This is a genomic window from Paenibacillus sp. DRB1-1 (assembly GCF_052119485.1).
In the GTDB taxonomy this organism is placed as follows: Bacteria; Bacillota; Bacilli; order Paenibacillales; family Paenibacillaceae; genus Paenibacillus; species Paenibacillus polymyxa_B.
The window spans coordinates 1,521,510-1,539,316 of the sequence record NZ_JBODQH010000001.1 but is presented as its reverse complement, the minus strand read 5'-3'; the positions used below and the strand labels follow the sequence as shown (position 1 = coordinate 1,539,316).

Genomic DNA, 17,807 nt, shown 5'->3' with positions numbered 1-17,807 from the left:
GTAGTTTAATGAAATACTTTTTTATGTCGATAAGCAACAAACACGGCCAGCAAAATACTGACTACAGCAATCGCAATATCCAGAATGAATACCGAGGTAATTCCCAAACTTTTGGACATGCCCCCAGTAGCCAGAGGCATCAGGATGAACGAAAGACTGGCTGCTATGTTCACGAGAGAAGTCGTAGTGCCTTTGTTCTTGCGGAAAAATTCCGTCATAACCGTGAGGGCAATTTGGAATATGCCTGCGGTAGACAAGCCGATCAAGAATGAACTGATCAAAGTAGCGACAGGATTGTGCCATGTAATTAAAGCTAGCAAAGAAAGCAGGGCAATAAACGGATATACAATCATGACGGTAATCGGTTTAATGAATCTACCAAGTACCACAGCTAACAGAATAACGGAAACCAATGAACCTATACTATAGTAGCTCAGCAGTTTAATGGCACTGGCTTTGTCCATGCCCAGGGCCTCTTGTCCAAAGGTAGGAAGCCATAGCTGCACGATCATGAACAATACAGTAGAAGTAAAACCGATAATAATTAGAGATAAACCTTCTTGCCAAAACTTAGGCTCGCTGCGGAAAATATCTGTGGATTGGGCAGCCTCGGTTGGAGCCTTTTGTTCCTCTGCTTTGTGGTTAGGGAAAGCTGTCATCGATAAGAAGATACCGTTCAGTAGATAAATCCCTGCTGGAATAAAGAAGGAATATCCATAGAACATATCGTGATTAATAAAGAATGCAATCATGAACGGAATCACAATAGCACCGATAGAGATGGATGCTTTGACCAGTACAGTTGCAGATCCAGCTTTTTTTCCAAAGCCTTCAATTAATGCAGGATACGTTCCCGAATCCATCATAGAGTTGCAAAGCCCTGCGATAATGGCAAACACGAATGCCAACGAATAGTTAGGTGCAAGCGGAATGCCAATCAGAAAGATTAAATAAGCAAATGATGCAATAACAATGAGTGGTTTTCTTCCGTATTTGTCTGACATTTTTCCGGCTACCCCGAGAGCGAGCAACTTACCGATCCCAATCGCGGACACCAGATAGCCGATGGCTGCTTTATCCGTGTTCAATTGGACGGTCAGGAAGCTCATATTCGACGAGAGAATAACATTGATCATACCCAGAAGAAAATAGTTGATGTAAAGCCCTGCTGCCATTCTGATATAAGGATTTTTCATAAGTGTAACTCCCAACTTAAGTTTTAGATCAATGGCCTAGGTAGGCATCGTCCAGCGGTATTACATTACGCCTACAGATAAGTGAAATTATTCACATTCTTTCTATGTCATTATTATATAAGGAGTGTTATTATAAATCCAATGCATATTTCTATCGTTTTTCATAGTTTGGGTCTATAATTTAAAATATGAATTAAAGAAGGAGATTACATAATTATGAACCTGAAGCACTTACAATATTTTCGTGTACTTGCGGAGATGGAGCATTTTACCCAGGCAGCTATGCGACTATGTATTACACAGCCCAGTTTAAGTCATGCGATTTCAGAATTAGAAAAAGATTTGGGAGTTCATCTGTTTGAGAAGCAGGGGAGAAATATTCGGTTAAACAAATACGGACGATTTTTCCTGAAGTATGTGGAGCACGCGATGGATGAATTAGAAAAGGGAGAACACAATTTACGGGAGCTAGTGAGTCCAAGCCATGGAAATATAGATTTGGCGTTCATTTACACGTTAGGCTCACACTTCATTCCAGCGATTATTCAAGCCTTTTCAGCTCTGGATGCCCGTAAAGATATCTCCTTTTCGTTTCACCAAGGGAATACGAACGATATTATCCAGGGGCTGAAGCAGGAAGATTATGATGTGGCGTTCTGCTCTCACATGGAAAATGTACCGGATGTGGAGTTTATTCCGTTGGCTCAGCAGGAACTGGTTGTCATTGTTTCGCCTGATCATCCACTGGCGACTTTAGACCAAATTGATCTCAAGGATACAGCGGATTATCCGGTGATCTTCTTCAACAAAAAGAGTGGAGTTCGGCCCATTATTGAGAATTTGTTTGTCAAAGCGGGCGTTACGCCACAGATTATTTGCGAGATTGAAGAGGATACAGCAATGGCAGGGCTGGTGTCTGTCAATTACGGAATTGGGGTTATGCCTCGAATTTCATCGTTAGATTATTTTAACGTCAAAACATTGCCTATTGTAAATCCAGAATACGAGCGTTTTATCTACCTGGCCAGCATCAAAAATAGGTATTTATCCCCGGCAGTAGTGGACTTTCGGAACTTTGCACTAAGCTACGGCAAGGAGTTTTATCTGAAAACGCATCAGCGCGTCTAGGCTGGGGTCCCGCAATATTTAAACTTGATAAATTTTAAAATGTGTTCTATACTTCATCATCGACACAGGTAATGTGAAATGATTCACATTTTTAATACTACAAGACTTACTTACAAAAGCAGGTGAATTCATGATGAAACGTTCTTCTTTTCCAGTGGCGACAGGCCTTTATGTAAACTATCTTTTGTTCGGCATGTTTAATATTATGCTGGCGTCCCACATGTCCTTTTTAACAGAGCATTTGCATACAGATCAGACGGGCATCAGTCTCTTGGTTTCTGCGATGGGATTTGGCAGGCTGTTTACGCTGTACATATCCGGGGTGCTCTCCGATCGTTATGGTCGTAAGCCGTTTATTGTGGTAGCAGGGCTACTAATGGCTGTATTCTTGGTCGGTATACCGCTGAGTCCCAGCTTTGAGATGGCGATCGTACTGGCTGTGCTGGCAGGCGTAGCGAATTCTTTTCTTGATTCAGGTACTTATCCAGCGCTGATCGAAGCTTTTCCCCAATCCTCTGGTTCGGCTACAGTGTTGGTAAGAGGTTTTATATCCATCGGGGCAGCATTTTTACCGTTAATGATTATCTTTTTTATGAATCACGACATTTTCTACGGGTTCTCTTTCTTTTTACCAGCCCTCATATTCGCTTTAAATGCAATTTACCTGTTCAAGATGAAGTTCCCAGACATGCGGGTTCAGTCACCCAAGGAGTCAGTTGGTGATACTTCTGTATCGAGCGTTGAGCAAGCGGGAAAATTGGAGGCAAATGATCGGAGTAAGCCGCGGTTTTGGCAGGAAGGGGTATGCCTTATCTTGCTCGGATTTACCGGACCGACTTTGCTTTATATTGTGCAGTTATGGCTTCCTACTTTTGGACAACAGTTTATCGGTATGACCCAATCAGAGTCTCTCAGATTATTAGTTTATTACAATGTCGGTTCGCTGATTTCCGTGTTTGTATTAGTAATTGTGTTAAGAAAATGGGTTAAACCTGTCCACATTATTCTTATTTATCCATGTATTTCTCTCTTGGCTTTTGGAGCGCTTCTCCTTTTCAAGTCAGGGGCTGCGGCCATTATTTGTGCGAGTGTCATCGGGTTTTCAATATCAGGTGTACTTCAACTGACATTAACCGTAATGAGTGAATTTTTTAGTCAACGAAAAGGACAGATTACCGGGTTTGTGTATACAGCAACCTCGCTGTCATACACGGTCATCCCCGTGTTTACAGGCTTTCTTTTGAAACATTCTCAGATATCGAGTGTTTTTATGCTAGCTATTATTGTGAATGTACTAGGGATCGTACTGGCGGTGTTTGTTAATTTTCGGTACAGTTTAGTTTTTCCAGCAAGTCGCAAATTGTCCCCTAAAATCGTACTTGAACCCAAATAAATGACGACTGGACCTAATCATCTGCATGCTTATTCAGAATGCGTTATACTATGAATTATTGTACATGTTCGACTTGAAACTGTAATTTGGGAGTGAGATAGAGATGGCTAAAATCGTAAAGGTGAAAGATGTTCTGATCGGTGAAGGAGCGCCAAAAATTTGTGTGCCAATGGTGGGAGAAACGTTGGAGCAGTTGAAGGAAGAGGCCACTTATTTACGTACGCTCGACCTGGATATCGTGGAGTGGAGAGTCGATTTTTTCGAGCATGTGGAGGATCTGGAAAAGGTTAAAGCTGCCTTACATGAAATTCGTTCTATTTTAGCAAATGTTCCGCTCGTATTTACGTTCCGTAGCGCTCGGGAAGGCGGAGAAAAAGAAATCAGTGCACCGAGTTATGTGGAATTGAACCGTACAGTAGCCGAAACGGGGCAAGTCGAACTTATTGATGTAGAGCTTTTTAATGAGGAAGCTGATGTGAAGACGCTGGTAGAAGCAGCACATAAGCATAACGTATATGTGATTATATCTAATCATGATTTTCATAAGACGCCGTCGAAGGAGGAGATTGTGTCCCGGTTACGTAAGGCTCAGGAATTGGGAGGCGATCTGCCTAAGATAGCAGTGATGCCAACCAATACAGCCGATGTACTCACTTTGCTGGATGCCACGCGTACCATGGCAGAAGAGTATGCAGATCGGCCGATTATTACGATGTCGATGGCAGGGAAAGGTGTCGTGAGCCGCCTGACCGGAGAACTATTTGGTTCGGCTCTGACCTTTGGTGCTGCTAAGAAAGCTTCCGCACCGGGACAGATTCCTGTCACTGAACTGAGAGAGATACTGACGGTGCTGCATAGCCATTCTTAAAAGATGGATAGGCATTACTCGCCAGTCAGTAATATATCCGCAGTGAACCAAAAAGGAAGGCCCCCATGCGATAAGCATGCTGGAGCCCTCCTTTTTGTGTAACTCTTAATTCAATCCCCGAGTAGGTTCATACAACTCCCAACCTAGATTCAGCGTTTGAATAATATAGTCTGCGACTTCTTCCGCATCCAACTGATCTGTATCGATCTTGGAGTGATTCACCGCGTAAATGTCCTGTCTGGAACGGAAGAGATCCTCAATTTCCCCTAAAGTCTTGTTTTGTAGATTGGGACGGGTGTCAATCAGCATCTTGAGCCGATCTTTCCAGGAATCCCAATTTAAATCCAAGAAGAAAACAATCGATGAAGCCAAACAAGCTTGCTTCACCTCTTCCTGTAAAAATGCACCACCGCCAACGGAAATGATTTTAAGGCGTGTGTTGCTGCACAGCTTCAAAATATGCTCTTTTTCAATCTCACGGAAACGTTTCTCTCCATAAGTTTTGAAAATCTCTGTTGTTGGCATGTTGTATTCTCGTTCAATCTCCTGGTCAATATCCACGAAATCGCGATACAGCTTGCGCGCTAGATGGGAACCGATCGTTGTTTTGCCTACACCCATAAAGCCGATGAGCACAATATTTTGTTCTTTTAATGGAATCTCTCTATTGTTTTGCACGATAACCACTCTTTTCTCACCAGTAATGTTGAGATGTGACGCTTCAAAGCACTAAATACATTATACGTTCATCAAACGTGTCATTCAATAGTATAGACTACATCAAAAATGAGGTATAGGACGAAATAAGGTTCTGATTACATTCTAGTGACATAGAGCACGCATTCGAGACTAGATACTCAGCGATTTGATGCGTAAATTGTCAGAAAATAAACTTGTACAAGTATAAAAGAGGCGATATTGTGTACTTAATTGAAAAAAAGGATATATTTTGGCGGAAAATATATTGAAATTACTGGAAGTATGATTATAATAGAGTTATGCAAATTGTAAATGTAATCGCTCTATTTACAATTTGTGCTTTATATTAATTAGGAGACAAAATTGCTTTGGGCCAAAAACCAAGTATACATATGCAAATAGTTGAATAATGCTTTATAGACATGTATCGGTCAATGGGTTCATTGTGCGAAGGTGGTGATACGGTCTACGCGTTCTAGTCAACGAAGAATTGGAACAACAAAAAAATATCTACGAGAGGGATGAATTGAAATGAAAACAAACACAGCTAAAGTATTGAAAAAGGGACTCAGTATCGCTTTATCAGGAATGTTGGTTGCTTTATTTGTCGGCAATTATTCTGCTCATGCAGCTCCAGAAGTCGTTCATAAGACCATACTTGTTAAAGCCGGAGAAGTATACGATGGTAAGGGCAAGACTGTAGTGGCTGATCCCGATACCTTGGGAGACGGAAGCCAGAAAGAGGCTCAAAAGCCTATTTTCAAGCTTGAAAATAATGCAACTTTGAAAAATGTGATCATCGCTGCCCCTGCTGCGGATGGTGTGCATGTATATGGCAACGGCACAATCTCCAACGTAACATGGGAGGATGTAGGTGAAGATGCATTGACGCTTAAAGAACCAGGCACGGTAAACATTACGGGCGGTGGAGCGTTCCATGCGTACGATAAAGTGTTCCAAATTAATGCCGAAGGCACGATTAACATTAAAAACTTTAGAGCCGATGATATCGGAAAACTGGTTCGCCAGCTGGGAGACTCTACTTTTAGAGTGAATATGACTTTAGATAACTCGGATATTTCCAACGTTAAGGATTCAATTCTGAGATCGGACGGTCCTAACAGCAAAGCAAAAATTACGAACACTCGTTATCACAATGTGAAACAATTGTTCAAAGGCTTTAAATCCAGTAATACGAGTGAATCCGGCAATACTAAATATTAATCGGAGAGTAGGATAGGAGTACGGATATGAAAAGGGGCTGTCCAACAGGTCGTGTGGATCTGATTGGACAAGCCCCTTTTTTGGTACGTCGAGTTACCCAAAGATGGTCTGGGCTTCGTTCGGAACGAGGACTGTGATATGATCGTGCTATTACATTTTATACAAAAAAGTTGGGTGGCTATGAATCCTTTTCATCAATATGTGAATGTTGACGGCACCTTGAATGATACGCTGGTGCGGAATCGTGAAATTTTATATACAGGTACGAATGGTCGGCATGTGGAACGTTTTTACGTGTCTTCCTCTGAAAGTTATATATTCAAACCGCTAACCAACGATGATCAGGAGGGGCGGGAGAGATGGGTGTATGAGCATGTGCTTCCTGCGTTGTCACCGATCTATCCCCGATTGCTAGCCTGGTCTGATGCAGGTACGGATGGCGGAGGAGAATGGATGGTTTTTGAGGACCTTGGTCCGTTACATCATCTACACGCAGACAAAACTTTATTGCGAGCTGTTGGACTTGTTGCATGGTGGCATGCTTTGCCGACGGATCGTTTTGCTGGGATGCCGCTGCGAGGACCAAAGCCACTTATTCAGGAGATGGTTTCCGAGCTATACAAGCGCAAGCCGGATGTGTTAAAGCTTTGCAGCTCACTGGGATTATCTAAGCAACAGATGCAGCGTATGTATGCACAGCTGGAGCATTTATCTTTTTCACAGCAGCTTGTACTGTCTCATGGTGATCTTCATCCGGGGAACTATGCGCTGAGCGGGGAACGACTTATGGTACTGGATTGGGAGCATGCTCATCTGAACACACCGCTGTGGGATGTATATCACCTGATCGACATGTCCCATCCGTTGTTTCCCCGACGCATGACGTCCGAATTGCGTATTCGTATGCTGGACACATACGTGGAGCAGCTGGAGCTGTTGGGGATAAGAGTGGATCGAACGGCATTTATGCTGGAATATGGCATGTTTGCGGTGGTATTTTCGCTCTGGATGCTGTTGTTAATCACAAGTGATTTGCAAAGGATTGGAACGAACCTGCATAGAAACGGCGATAAATGGTCAAAAGAGCAATTAGAGTCCCAGTTGGATGAAACGTTAGCCTGTTTGAACCAATGTGCAGCGATGATGGATTGGGGACAAGCCCAACAATGTAGATAGTAGCTTAAGACATAGACTGTATTTAGTTAGCAAAAGAAGGTGGGGAATAAATCCATGAAAAAAGTCGGTTTGGTCATGAGAAAAATACAATTTGCTGAAGCACAGGGTCCTCGTATTTTTGCAGAACGTCTAAAGCAGATCGGGTTGGAATTGGGGGTGGACATCGTATTTGTATCACCAGAGCGCCATGTGAGCAGCCATGACTGGCTTCCGGGCTATGAGCACGAAAAGGGCGACTTGGTCAACTATGACGTCGTACTGGACCAACTCCATGAGCAGCAGATTGAGCACGTTATTTATACGGTATCTGGCTTTACCTATTTGAACATGTTCTTTAAAAACAGCGTGCTTTTTCCGCATAGTTTTCCTGATCCGGCACTTACAGGCTATGAGATGATGAAGCCTTTTTATCAGATCGTGGACAAGGCTATCGTACAGACTGCCTTTCTCAAGCAGGAGATGGCTTCGAAGTTTGGCGTAACCGATGTGACAGTCATCCCGATCGGATTTAATGAGCGGCTGGTGGAAAAGCATTTTGATCCCTCGCAAGTGGTAGAGAACCGGGTGATGTGGATTGGTAGAGATGAGGAGAACCGACGTCCGGACTTGGTGCTGGAGTATGCGAGGCATAATCCTGACAAGGATGTCTATATGGTATTTGGCGGTGAACGCTACAAGGAAAGTATGAAGAAGTACGATATCCCGGACAATGTTAAACTTCAATTTGCGTTGACGCAAGATGAGGTGTTTGCACTGATGAACACGGCAAAGGTGTATTGGAGCTGCTCCAAATTCGATACGTTCGCGATGCCACTGACCGAAGCGCTGGCTATGGGTAAAATCGTCGTGAAGCCAGAGCATCCTTGCTATGGACATATCAGCTCTACGCATTCTTTTTCAGGGAATGAGAAAAACTGGTTCGAGCTGGTCAATATGGCTGCCGCCTCACCGCGCCGGGTTTCTACAGAAAATCAGGCATACGCTATGGAACAGTTTTCAAGTCAGGTGATGAAGCAGGGCTATCGGGACTTTTTTGATCATTGGTTAAGCTGAACGGCGAGGAAAAATACTGTGGTTGCAACAAGCGTCTGAATGTCCAGAGTGAAATAAAAATAACCCGCAAGGGGGTCACTTTTTTTCAAAATGTCCATCTTGCGGGTTACGGTTCTTTGACTTATCGTTTGGACTTTACCGGAACTGGGGTTCCTTTTTTAAAGCGAACCGGTCTTCTCGGAATTCTGCGAATGCTGGATTCTGCGGATTTGGAAGGTAACGCCGTACGAGTTTTCTTTGATGCCGGTTTGCTTTTACTTGTACTGGTGATGAACTCGAGGGTGAAATTGACTATAGAATCGTCAATGGGTAGTCTACGCATCCCCACTCGTCTGGATGATCCGCTGCTATAGTTCCAACACCAATGAAAATCATGGTCAGTACTTCTCGGAAGCCGTGTGCGGTACGTACCACTCCACCTATTGGAGTGATCTTCAGCATAATAGTAGAATGTGGTTCCCCCTACAGAACCGCTCCATACTTCCCTCGTACTACCAGGCTCTATCCGATACCAGCCCATTTTAGAATAATTCATGGGATGACAGTCGGAATCAGGATAAGCATAGGCAGCATAGATCGTGTTACTCGTGTTGTTAGTAAAATAAAGGCTCATCATACACACTTCTTTCCTCATAAATGGGTATTTCAATGCCATACTATGAGGAATGTAGAAGGAGAGACTGGACAATATCTCTCAATCTATGAAAAATGAACCATTCGTTTACGTCCAACTTGCTAAACGATTCTATGATTGTATCTCCGCTATCGCTTCAGGATGAGCCGTCTTGCGATCCACAATGTAGCTGACCACCATAAGGAGTAGACCGCCGACAGTGATAAGCGATGCAACCCATGGAATAGCGGCTAGCCCCATTTGATTAATAACGACTCCCCCGATAAAAGCGCCGCCTGCGTTACCCAGATTTAATGCGGAATGGCTGGAGGTAGAGGCAAGCAAAGGAGCCTCATAGGCCAGATTCATGATGCGAACCTGAATACCCGGCATGATGCCGAACGCAGCAATGCCCCAGATAAAGACTGTGATGACGGCCAATATCTGGCTTTGAAGCGTAAATGTCAGAATGGCCAAAATAATAGCCAGTACAGCATAGTTTGCGATCAGGGATGGCAGCAGTTTCCAATCTGCGAGCTTGCCGCCAACGATGTTGCCGATCGTTACCCCTAGGCCAAACAGGACGAGAATCCAGGTAATGCTATGCTCGGCAAAGCCACTAATGTCCGTAAGCAAAGGCGTAATGTACGTAAAGACAGTGAACAGGCTACCACAACCGACTGCACCTGTGAGCAGCATCAGCAGCACTTTTGGATTAAACAGGCTTTTGACTTCTTGTTTGAGACTGGAAGGCTTGTTCTGATGAATTACCGGAATGTAACGAATGATACCGAAGAGAGAAACCAAGCCGATGACCACAATGGCTCCAAAGGAAGCACGCCAGCCGAGCTGTTGTCCGATAAAAGTGCCAAAGGGCACCCCAATAATGTTCGCCACGGTCAAACCGGTCAGCACCATAGAAATAGCACCTGCACGTTTGTCAGGACGAACCAGTCGGGCAGCGATCAGGGAACCGGCTCCCAAAAAGGTTCCGTGCGATAATGCAGTAGCCATACGGGCCGCAATCAGAAGTTCGTAATTGGGAGCAATAACGGAAAAAAGATTACCTAAAATGAATATAGTCATTAGGAGGCATAGCAGCTTTTTCTGCGGAACCTTATGGGTTAATACAGTAAGTACAGGTGCTCCAATGGCCACACCAAGCGCGTAACTGGTGATTAACTGCCCGGCTTGCGGAATCGTAACATGAAGATCATGGGCTACATTGGGCAGAATTCCCATAATGACGAATTCGGTCATGCCGATGGCGAAGGCACCAAGGGTCAACCATAGCAAGGAGGGGGGGAAGCGATTTGCTGTCATATTTTCTTGGTTACTCATAAGTGTCTTATATCCTCCTGAAAAAATAGTAATGCGAGTATATCATTACAGGCGATATCTGGCGACCCATTTTGCAAGAATTTTACATACTAAGTTGATAAGTTTTATGTAATTTACAAAAGCGACAGGTAGGAAGGAGGCAAGTATGTTATTTTGGTAGTATGATATGAAGATCGTAAATGACGCTGTAAGGAATGATCCAAGGAGGATATGACGATGGCACCTAAAGTGGTACATAGTATTACAGATTTAATAGGAGATACACCTTGTGTAAGACTCCAACGGCTCACAGGGCCGCAGGATGCGGAAGTGTATGTGAAGCTGGAGTATTTTAATCCAAGCGGCAGTGTTAAAGATCGGGCGGCGGGCAACCTGATTGCCGAGGCGGAAAAGGCAGGACATCTAAAGCCAGGAGGTACTATTATTGAGCCGACGAGTGGCAACACGGGAATTGGTCTTGCGATGAATGCGGCAGCTCGAGGTTACCGTGCAATTTTGGTGATGCCTTCGAATATGACAAAGGAACGGATCAATATTTTGAAAGCCTACGGGGCTGAGGTCGTACTGACACCAGCAGAAGAACGGATGCCAGGAGCGATTCGCAAGGCACTCGAACTGGGGGCTGAAATTGAAGGGAGCTTTATCCCGCATCAATTTGAAAATGAGGCCAATCCCGATATCCATCGTATGACCACAGCACTTGAAATTTTGGAACAAACGGAAGGAAAGCTGGATGTGTTCGTCGCTTCTTCGGGAACGGGCGGTACCATTACGGGAACAGGTGAAGTGCTGCGTCAGCATTTGCCGGATCTGCGGATTGTTGTAGTTGAGCCGAAGGGCTCGCCAGTGCTATCTGGAGGAAAACCCGGTCCACATAAGCTGGTTGGCACCAGTCCAGGCTTTGTTCCCACCGTGCTGAATACGGAAGTGTATGACGAAATCGTGCAGGTTTCCGATGAGGATGCGATTGCAATGACACGGGCGATTGCTGCCCAGGAAGGGATTCTGGTTGGCCCCTCTAGCGGAGCTACGATATGGACGGCGATTCAGGAAGCTCGGCGTTTGGGAGCAGGCAAACGGGTACTTTGCATTGCCCCGGATACCGGAGAGCGTTATCTGAGCATGGGGATATTCGGATAAAAAGATGTGGATTGGGACCAAAGTGATACACGACCGTAAGTAAGTGGTAAAATAGGTGTATGATAGCGGTTTCACGAACTGTTCATATGTGGATAAAGCAGGGAATATTTTGAGGGTTGAAGGAGGAGCAGCATGAAGATTATGCCTTTACAGAAACGTGGAATCTCCGATAGTCGGCTGGCGCTCGGTTGTATGCCTTTTGGTGGAGAATGGAGCCATGCACCGTTTACGCAGGCGCATGTCGTTGAAGCGGAAAGAGCTGTAGAAGCTGCACAATCCATTGGGATTACGATGTTCGATCATGCGGATATCTATCGTATGGGGAAAGCGGAAGAAATTTTCGGTCGGGTTTTAAAGGGACAGCCGGGCTTGCGTGAACAAATCGTAATTCAGTCCAAATGCGGCATTTTTCTGCCGGATGGTACGCTCCCGGGCCGTTTTGATTTCTCATATGCTCATATTATGGAGTCCGTGGATGGTATTCTGAAGCGTCTGGGTACGGAATATTTGGACATCCTGCTGCTGCATCGCCCCGATCCGCTGGTAGAGCCGGAAGAAGTAGCGAAGGCGTTCAGCGAGCTTAAGACATCTGGCAAAGTACGGCATTTTGGCGTTTCCAATATGAATGTAAGCCAAATTCGTTTTCTGGAGCGGAGCCTAACGGAGCCGCTGATCGCTAATCAGCTGGAAATGAGCCTGGCGCATCTGCATTTTGTAGATCAGACAGTACATGTGAACCAGCAGGCGGGGACGAATATACATTTTGGCGAAGGTTTGCTGGAATATTGCCAAACCGAGGATATTCAGCTCCAAGCCTGGGGACCGCTGGCGCAGGGACGTTTTAGCGGAGGTCCTTTGGAAGGGCAGCCTGAGCATGTCGTTAAGACGGCAGAACTGGTGCAGAAGCTAGCTTCTGAAAAGGAAACGACAAGTGAAGCGATCGTCCTTGGCTGGCTTATGAAACATCCGGCACGGATTCAGCCTGTCATTGGCAGCGCTAATCCTGAACGAATCAAGGCATGTCAGGATGCGGAACGCCAGAGCGAGCTGATGACCCGTGAGGAATGGTATGAATTGTATGTCAGTGCGCGCGGACAAGCCTTGCCGTAACTGGTACTGCGGACCCGTTTGTTACAGCAGGCGTATGTGGGCGTAAGTGTATGACCTTGTTTATACGAACCTAGTTTAATAGACCCTCCCTTCGTCTCATTAACAGACGGAGGGAGGGTCTATTTACATGGAGGCCTCTCATATTGCCTCAGCAGCTATTCCTCTTCGTATCGTGCAAGGGCCTTGGCCGTTGTTTCCTTCATTCGTGAAATCAGCCGGGAGCCTTGGACGACCTTGACACGTTTGCCAAGGAAACGGATTTTGGATAGTACATATTCACATTCGTCTGCCTGGAAGGTGAGCGTAATACGATAGGTATCTGCTTCCTGAACATATTCGACCTCTTTTTCAAAGCAGGAAAAAGCATATAAAATACGGGACATTTCTCCGTTATATACAGGAATAATTTCGATGATGCCCTGCTCTTTGCGCGACTCCAGTATACCGAGAATACGTTGGGTGAATTTTTCGGCTTCTTCGGGTAGAAGCTCATCTTCCGTGATGTTCACGATATTAGACAGCTTGGTAGACATGAGCGCGCGGTGTCTGCGGTTATACCACAGCAGGCTCCATTCTTTTTTGACCATAGAAAACTCCAGCTTATATGGAAAACCGGACATTCGCTCATGCATGCGTCCGTTGCGCAGTTTGTAGGTCATATAGATGCTTGAACGGGACCGCAGAATGGGACGCAATTCACGCAAGAGTGGATGATATACCGAGACGGTAGGGATACCTGCTTTTTCCCGCAAACTTCCATCGGCCTCCATCAGCTCGTCGTCTGCGAGCATTTGCCGAAGCTTATCAAGCGTAGACGGGGTGAAAGCCTCTATTGCTGCCGAGTCTGTCAGCATAGATTGGAGCCAGACTCTTTCCTGCGATGTGGTAGCAAAAGCGCCCGATTCATCCAGCCGAGAGACGATCTGGTAGTTAAATATTTTCTCGAACAGGCTCATAATAGGCTTGCAGCTCCTTCCATTCCTGTCTAAATTCCTTACGCAGCCGCTGAGGCTCCAATACCTCACAGCTTGATCCGAAGCTGCGAATCCATGGTTTAATCTCGGTGATTCCATTCACGGTAATTTCATAGATAAAGGATTCACTTTCTTCCTCCGCAATCGTACCCCATTGTCCCTGTGACAGCACACGTTCCCGAATAAAGTTGCGCTTCGCGCCCTCAGGATTAAAAAAACGTACCCGTACCTTCACAGGGCGACCGGTATCAACGAGCCAGCTGTACCGCATTTTTTCTTCCAACACCGCTAGGAGGTCGGCCTGAAACTGCTCTGGTACAGGCTTGCCCTCCACCAATTGAGTCATGCCCTCCATACGAAACTTCATGATTCCTTTGCCGCCTACGTGACCGAGCACATACCAACGTCCATATTGATGATCATAGATGACTTGCAGGGGTAGAATGGTATGTTCACGGCCCTCCGTCTCTTTTTCAAACAGCGGGTTTGTGTTCTGTGACCCGTACATGCTTCGTTTGGATGTCGAAAAATATAAAAAAGTTACACAGCGGCGTTGCCGAATGGCGTGCAGAAGCGGATGAATATGGGCTTCGTCCAGAATGCGTGAATAATAGTGGTATTTATATAAAAAAGGTTCGATTATATCCCGATCTCCGGCTTGACGGCGCATGGCCTTTTTAAGATGATCTCGCAACAGATACCCCTGCACAGAGGGAAGCTGGGTGTTAGCCATAATGTCTACAAAATCATATAAGTCCAGTAATTCCTCGTCTGTCAGTCCTGTCACCAGATCGTTGCGGACAGCATAGCGGTAAGGTCTGCCACCGGGTTCCTTGCGAACCACGCCGACTTCGACCAGATATTTCAGATCGGAACGAATCGTTTTCTCATCCGGCAGCGAACTGTCGGAAGGCAGCCCGTTGCAGCAAGCATCCAGCAATTCCATAGTGGTCAGAGGCTGTGACTGTAGCGCTGTGAGCAGAAGAGATAAGCGGACGCTTTCTGATTCCTTGAGCGATTTGGCCCGAAACAGGAATAGTAGTAATGGATCAGCGGATTCGTAATAATTAAAGCGCAGCATCTCATTAAAATCATGTCCCTGGTCCTCAGGCAACTGCTGTTGTACGGATTGGACGATTTCCTTGAGACGCCGGATTGTTTTATCAAAGGTATGCACTGAAATGCCCAGTCTGTCTGCAAATTGCTGCCGATTATAAGCGCCGCTGGTCAGTGTAAGCATGCGCAGGAATTGAATTTCTTTATCAAAACTCTCTCTCGCCATGATGCATTCCCCGTTTCTGTTGCCGATCTCCGAAAGTAAGTATCCCTTTATTCTAACAGGGAAGGGATGCAGGAAAAAGGGAAATTATTCTTCTTTGTAATACTTTCACCATGTTCACGACTTCCAAAATAAAGCATCATAGAAATATAAGATAGCACGATGAAATAAGAAGCAATACATAACAGAAGGGTGATGCAACATGTTTGGACGACGCAAAAATGAAGTGTTATATCCATGGGTAGGCAAGCTTTCGATTTATGAAACGATTATGCAGGGAATGGATACTCAGGGTAGGCTTACTGATGATCAATTACCGGATGATGAAGAATATTGGGCAGGTCACACGATGCGTTGGGTGGCAGGAGGATTAGATGGAGCATTTGGGCATCATGGTGCTGGCGAGCATGTAGCCGACAAAATCAAGGATCTGGTGCAGCTGTTGTCCAGACAATGTCGTAAGCCAGGAATGAAGACGAGACGTGAGACGTATGTACGCTTGATGGAGGAAAATGCGCTCAGTCTGATTGATCCGTTGCTGGATGCGGTGCGCCAGCATCCAGCAATTCAGCCAGACCGATTGTATGAGGAAGCGCGTTGGCTGGCTGAACATGGAGCACACCGTAATGTGGTGAAAATCGGCATTGCATTGCTTGGATTACTGGAGACAGAGCAGCATCACGAGCTTATTTTTACACTAGCGAAGCATGATGAATTCACGCTATATGCGGCTGTGGCAATCCGTAATATTTCGGAGCAAGCCAATGAACAGTTGTATACGTTAGCCAATCAAGTACATGGATGGGGACGTATTCACGTAGTGGAACGGCTGGAGCCTGCGCGTCAAGAAATACGTGATTGGCTACTGCGGGAAGGATTCCGCAATAATGTCATGTATGAATATCTTGCTTATGAGTGCGCTCATAAAGGCGAGCTGCATACAGCCATCGCCGTTCCGCAGATTGATCAGGAGTTGTTTGAAGGGGCAGGCGATATATTGTCGGCTTTGCTGGCAGCAGGCGGACCTGCGGAAAGTATAGACGATTATGAGCATGCCGCTATGGTTATAGGTAACTACCTTCGTCATGCCAAGGCCATGTGCACGACGGTGCAGCATTTTACGATCATCATGGATATTGCAGACTTTCTGGATGAAGAGGACGATTCATGGGAGACACGTTATGAGCATGAATGGACACCGGAATTGCGTAGACGTTACGCGTCGCTGTGCCAGCAGATGATGGACGATCCGCAGTGGGTGAAGCTGGTGGAGCAGGAATTGCAGCATGCAGATTCACCTCATCTCCACTACGCCATTCGTGTAGCTCGAATGCTGACACTAGATGTATGGCCTGTGCTATTTGATCAATTAAGCAGATATCCAGTTAAGCCGACTCTGTACTTTGAACTCATCAAGACAGAGGATGAACAGCGGGTACGCAAGTTGGTGGCTTTTGCAGAACAGCACTTGCCCTTGGGAGAGATTGCTTCCGGCCCTGCTGATCTACCTGGGTATGGACTGGAGTATGAAGCGCATCAATGTCTGGGTATGCTGTTGCAACTATTGTCTTCTCACGAAGGAATGGGACAAGAGCTAGTTGCTGCCGGGCTTTGGAGTCCGGTGACCTCCAATCGCCGTGCAGCGCTTCATGTACTCAAGGTGTGGTCTTCTGAGATGTGGGGAGAGAAAACGACAGAGCGCCTTCGCCGCTTATCGGTAGCTGAAACGGAGGAATCGATTAGAGAACAGATTCGGGAAATACTATAAAGGATCGGGGAGGGAACAACATGACAGATATAAAGCATGAGCAGGGGTTCATTCAACCGGAAATGCGCGAAATGATTTTGCGTGAGCTGCGCGCATTGGAGCAGGCGGAGCAGGTGCGCATTGTGTACGCCTGTGAATCAGGCAGTCGGGCATGGGGGTTTCCTTCACAGGACAGTGACTATGATGTACGATTTATCTATGTAAGACCCGTAGAATGGTATTTGTCTATTTTTGATAAGCGGGATGTGATTGAGCGACCAATCAGCAATTTGCTGGATATGAACGGCTGGGATTTGAAAAAGGCACTCCATTTGTTTCGCAAGTCCAATCCGCCTTTGCTGGAATGGCTGCAATCTCCGATTCCCTATCTGGAGCAGTATTCAGTGGCTGACCAGATTCGTGCGATATCGCCGTTAACCTTCTCTCCGAAGTCCTGTGTGTACCATTACCTGAATATGGCGCGAGGGAACTATCGGGATTATTTGCAAGGAGAACAGGTGAAGATTAAAAAGTATTTTTATGTACTGCGTCCACTGCTGGCCTGTGGCTGGATTGAACGTTACAACAGCATGCCTCCGATGGAATTCGTAGACTTGCTAGAGGAATTAATTCCGGCCGATACAGAACTTTATCAGGTGATCGGGCATTTGCTGCAACGTAAAAAAGCGGGCGAGGAACTGAATATTGAGCCACGGCTTTCGGTGGTGAATGATTTTATCCAGCAGCAAATTGCTTATTTTGAACAAAAGGCGCCCTTGCTTCAGCATATGGAGAGTGGACTTGATCAGCAGTTGGATGATTTGTTCCGCGCTGCGGTGAATGAAGTATGGAAAGCATAAGTTGGG

The 17,807-nt window shown here is 45.7% G+C and carries 16 protein-coding genes and 1 pseudogene; 11 read left to right on the top strand and 6 right to left on the bottom strand.

Features of this window, described 5'->3' with window-relative positions; all coding sequences use genetic code 11:
* Positions 1-5 precede the first annotated feature (5 nt).
* Complete coding sequence (locus tag ACQW03_RS06690; RefSeq protein WP_441948886.1) at positions 6-1,196, bottom strand: MFS transporter; 1,191 nt, start codon at positions 1,194-1,196, stop codon at positions 6-8.
* A gap of 216 nt (positions 1,197-1,412) precedes the next feature.
* Here ACQW03_RS06690 and ACQW03_RS06685 point away from each other — a divergent pair, with 216 nt between their 5' ends.
* The 3 genes from ACQW03_RS06685 to aroD all read left to right on the top strand — a co-directional run bounded on the left by ACQW03_RS06685 (position 1,413) and on the right by aroD (position 4,585).
* Positions 1,413-2,324, top strand: a complete 912-nt coding sequence (locus tag ACQW03_RS06685) for a LysR family transcriptional regulator (protein WP_220027076.1) — start codon at positions 1,413-1,415, stop codon at positions 2,322-2,324.
* 130 nt (positions 2,325-2,454) lie between these two features.
* Positions 2,455-3,717 carry an MFS transporter gene (locus ACQW03_RS06680; RefSeq protein WP_081366804.1) on the top strand — a complete coding sequence of 421 codons (1,263 nt, stop codon included), beginning with the start codon at positions 2,455-2,457 and terminating at the stop codon, positions 3,715-3,717.
* A gap of 103 nt (positions 3,718-3,820) precedes the next feature.
* The gene (gene aroD, locus ACQW03_RS06675; RefSeq protein WP_441948883.1) at positions 3,821-4,585 is read left to right on the top strand and encodes a type I 3-dehydroquinate dehydratase; all 765 of its coding nucleotides are present in this window, start codon (positions 3,821-3,823) and stop codon (positions 4,583-4,585) included.
* A 105-nt stretch (positions 4,586-4,690) separates the two neighbouring features.
* On the opposite strand, the gene ACQW03_RS06670 is transcribed toward aroD, so the two are convergent.
* Positions 4,691-5,263, bottom strand: coding sequence for a shikimate kinase (locus ACQW03_RS06670; protein WP_441948881.1), 573 nt, complete (start codon positions 5,261-5,263; stop codon positions 4,691-4,693).
* A 552-nt stretch (positions 5,264-5,815) separates the two neighbouring features.
* Here ACQW03_RS06670 and ACQW03_RS06665 point away from each other — a divergent pair.
* From ACQW03_RS06665 to ACQW03_RS06650, 4 genes are all read left to right on the top strand, one after another.
* The gene (locus tag ACQW03_RS06665; protein ID WP_071639684.1) at positions 5,816-6,508 is read left to right on the top strand and encodes a pectate lyase; all 693 of its coding nucleotides are present in this window, start codon (positions 5,816-5,818) and stop codon (positions 6,506-6,508) included.
* Between the two features lie 138 nt (positions 6,509-6,646).
* On the top strand, positions 6,647-7,684 hold the full coding sequence (locus tag ACQW03_RS06660; protein WP_441948879.1) for an aminoglycoside phosphotransferase family protein: 1,038 nt from the start codon (positions 6,647-6,649) through the stop codon (positions 7,682-7,684).
* Between the two features lie 54 nt (positions 7,685-7,738).
* Positions 7,739-8,737: a glycosyltransferase gene (locus ACQW03_RS06655; RefSeq protein WP_025721310.1), complete on the top strand. Its 999-nt coding sequence runs from the start codon at positions 7,739-7,741 to the stop codon at positions 8,735-8,737.
* Positions 8,725-9,090 carry a hypothetical protein gene (locus ACQW03_RS06650; RefSeq protein ID WP_441952481.1) on the top strand — a complete coding sequence of 122 codons (366 nt, stop codon included), beginning with the start codon at positions 8,725-8,727 and terminating at the stop codon, positions 9,088-9,090. The genes ACQW03_RS06655 and ACQW03_RS06650 overlap by 13 nt, the downstream gene beginning before the upstream one ends.
* Before the next feature lie 62 nt (positions 9,091-9,152).
* On the opposite strand, the pseudogene ACQW03_RS06645 reads toward ACQW03_RS06650, so the two are convergent.
* Both ACQW03_RS06645 and ACQW03_RS06640 read right to left on the bottom strand, forming a co-directional pair.
* Positions 9,153-9,350 (bottom strand): annotated as a pseudogene (locus ACQW03_RS06645) (DUF1036 domain-containing protein); the annotation flags it as partial.
* A gap of 132 nt (positions 9,351-9,482) precedes the next feature.
* Positions 9,483-10,691: an MFS transporter gene (locus ACQW03_RS06640; RefSeq protein WP_441948876.1), complete on the bottom strand. Its 1,209-nt coding sequence runs from the start codon at positions 10,689-10,691 to the stop codon at positions 9,483-9,485.
* A 216-nt stretch (positions 10,692-10,907) separates the two neighbouring features.
* Between ACQW03_RS06640 and cysK the strand changes: the two genes are divergently transcribed.
* Both cysK and ACQW03_RS06630 read left to right on the top strand, forming a co-directional pair.
* Positions 10,908-11,831, top strand: a complete 924-nt coding sequence (gene cysK, locus ACQW03_RS06635; protein ID WP_071559253.1) for a cysteine synthase A — start codon at positions 10,908-10,910, stop codon at positions 11,829-11,831.
* A 132-nt stretch (positions 11,832-11,963) separates the two neighbouring features.
* Positions 11,964-12,941: an aldo/keto reductase gene (locus ACQW03_RS06630; protein ID WP_441948874.1), complete on the top strand. Its 978-nt coding sequence runs from the start codon at positions 11,964-11,966 to the stop codon at positions 12,939-12,941.
* Between the two features lie 155 nt (positions 12,942-13,096).
* Here the strand turns inward: ACQW03_RS06630 and ACQW03_RS06625 are convergent, their stop codons facing one another.
* Positions 13,097-13,897: a WYL domain-containing protein gene (locus ACQW03_RS06625; RefSeq protein WP_441948872.1), complete on the bottom strand. Its 801-nt coding sequence runs from the start codon at positions 13,895-13,897 to the stop codon at positions 13,097-13,099.
* Positions 13,872-15,197, bottom strand: a complete 1,326-nt coding sequence (locus ACQW03_RS06620) for a helix-turn-helix transcriptional regulator (RefSeq protein ID WP_441948870.1) — start codon at positions 15,195-15,197, stop codon at positions 13,872-13,874. The genes ACQW03_RS06625 and ACQW03_RS06620 overlap by 26 nt, the downstream gene beginning before the upstream one ends.
* 199 nt (positions 15,198-15,396) lie before the next feature.
* Here ACQW03_RS06620 and ACQW03_RS06615 point away from each other — a divergent pair, with 199 nt between their 5' ends.
* Together ACQW03_RS06615 and ACQW03_RS06610 are read left to right on the top strand one after the other, a co-directional pair.
* On the top strand, positions 15,397-16,962 hold the full coding sequence (locus ACQW03_RS06615) for a limonene hydroxylase (protein ID WP_441948868.1): 1,566 nt from the start codon (positions 15,397-15,399) through the stop codon (positions 16,960-16,962).
* Between the two features lie 20 nt (positions 16,963-16,982).
* On the top strand, positions 16,983-17,801 hold the full coding sequence (locus tag ACQW03_RS06610) for a nucleotidyltransferase domain-containing protein (protein ID WP_441948866.1): 819 nt from the start codon (positions 16,983-16,985) through the stop codon (positions 17,799-17,801).
* The last annotated feature ends 6 nt before the right edge of the window (positions 17,802-17,807 follow it).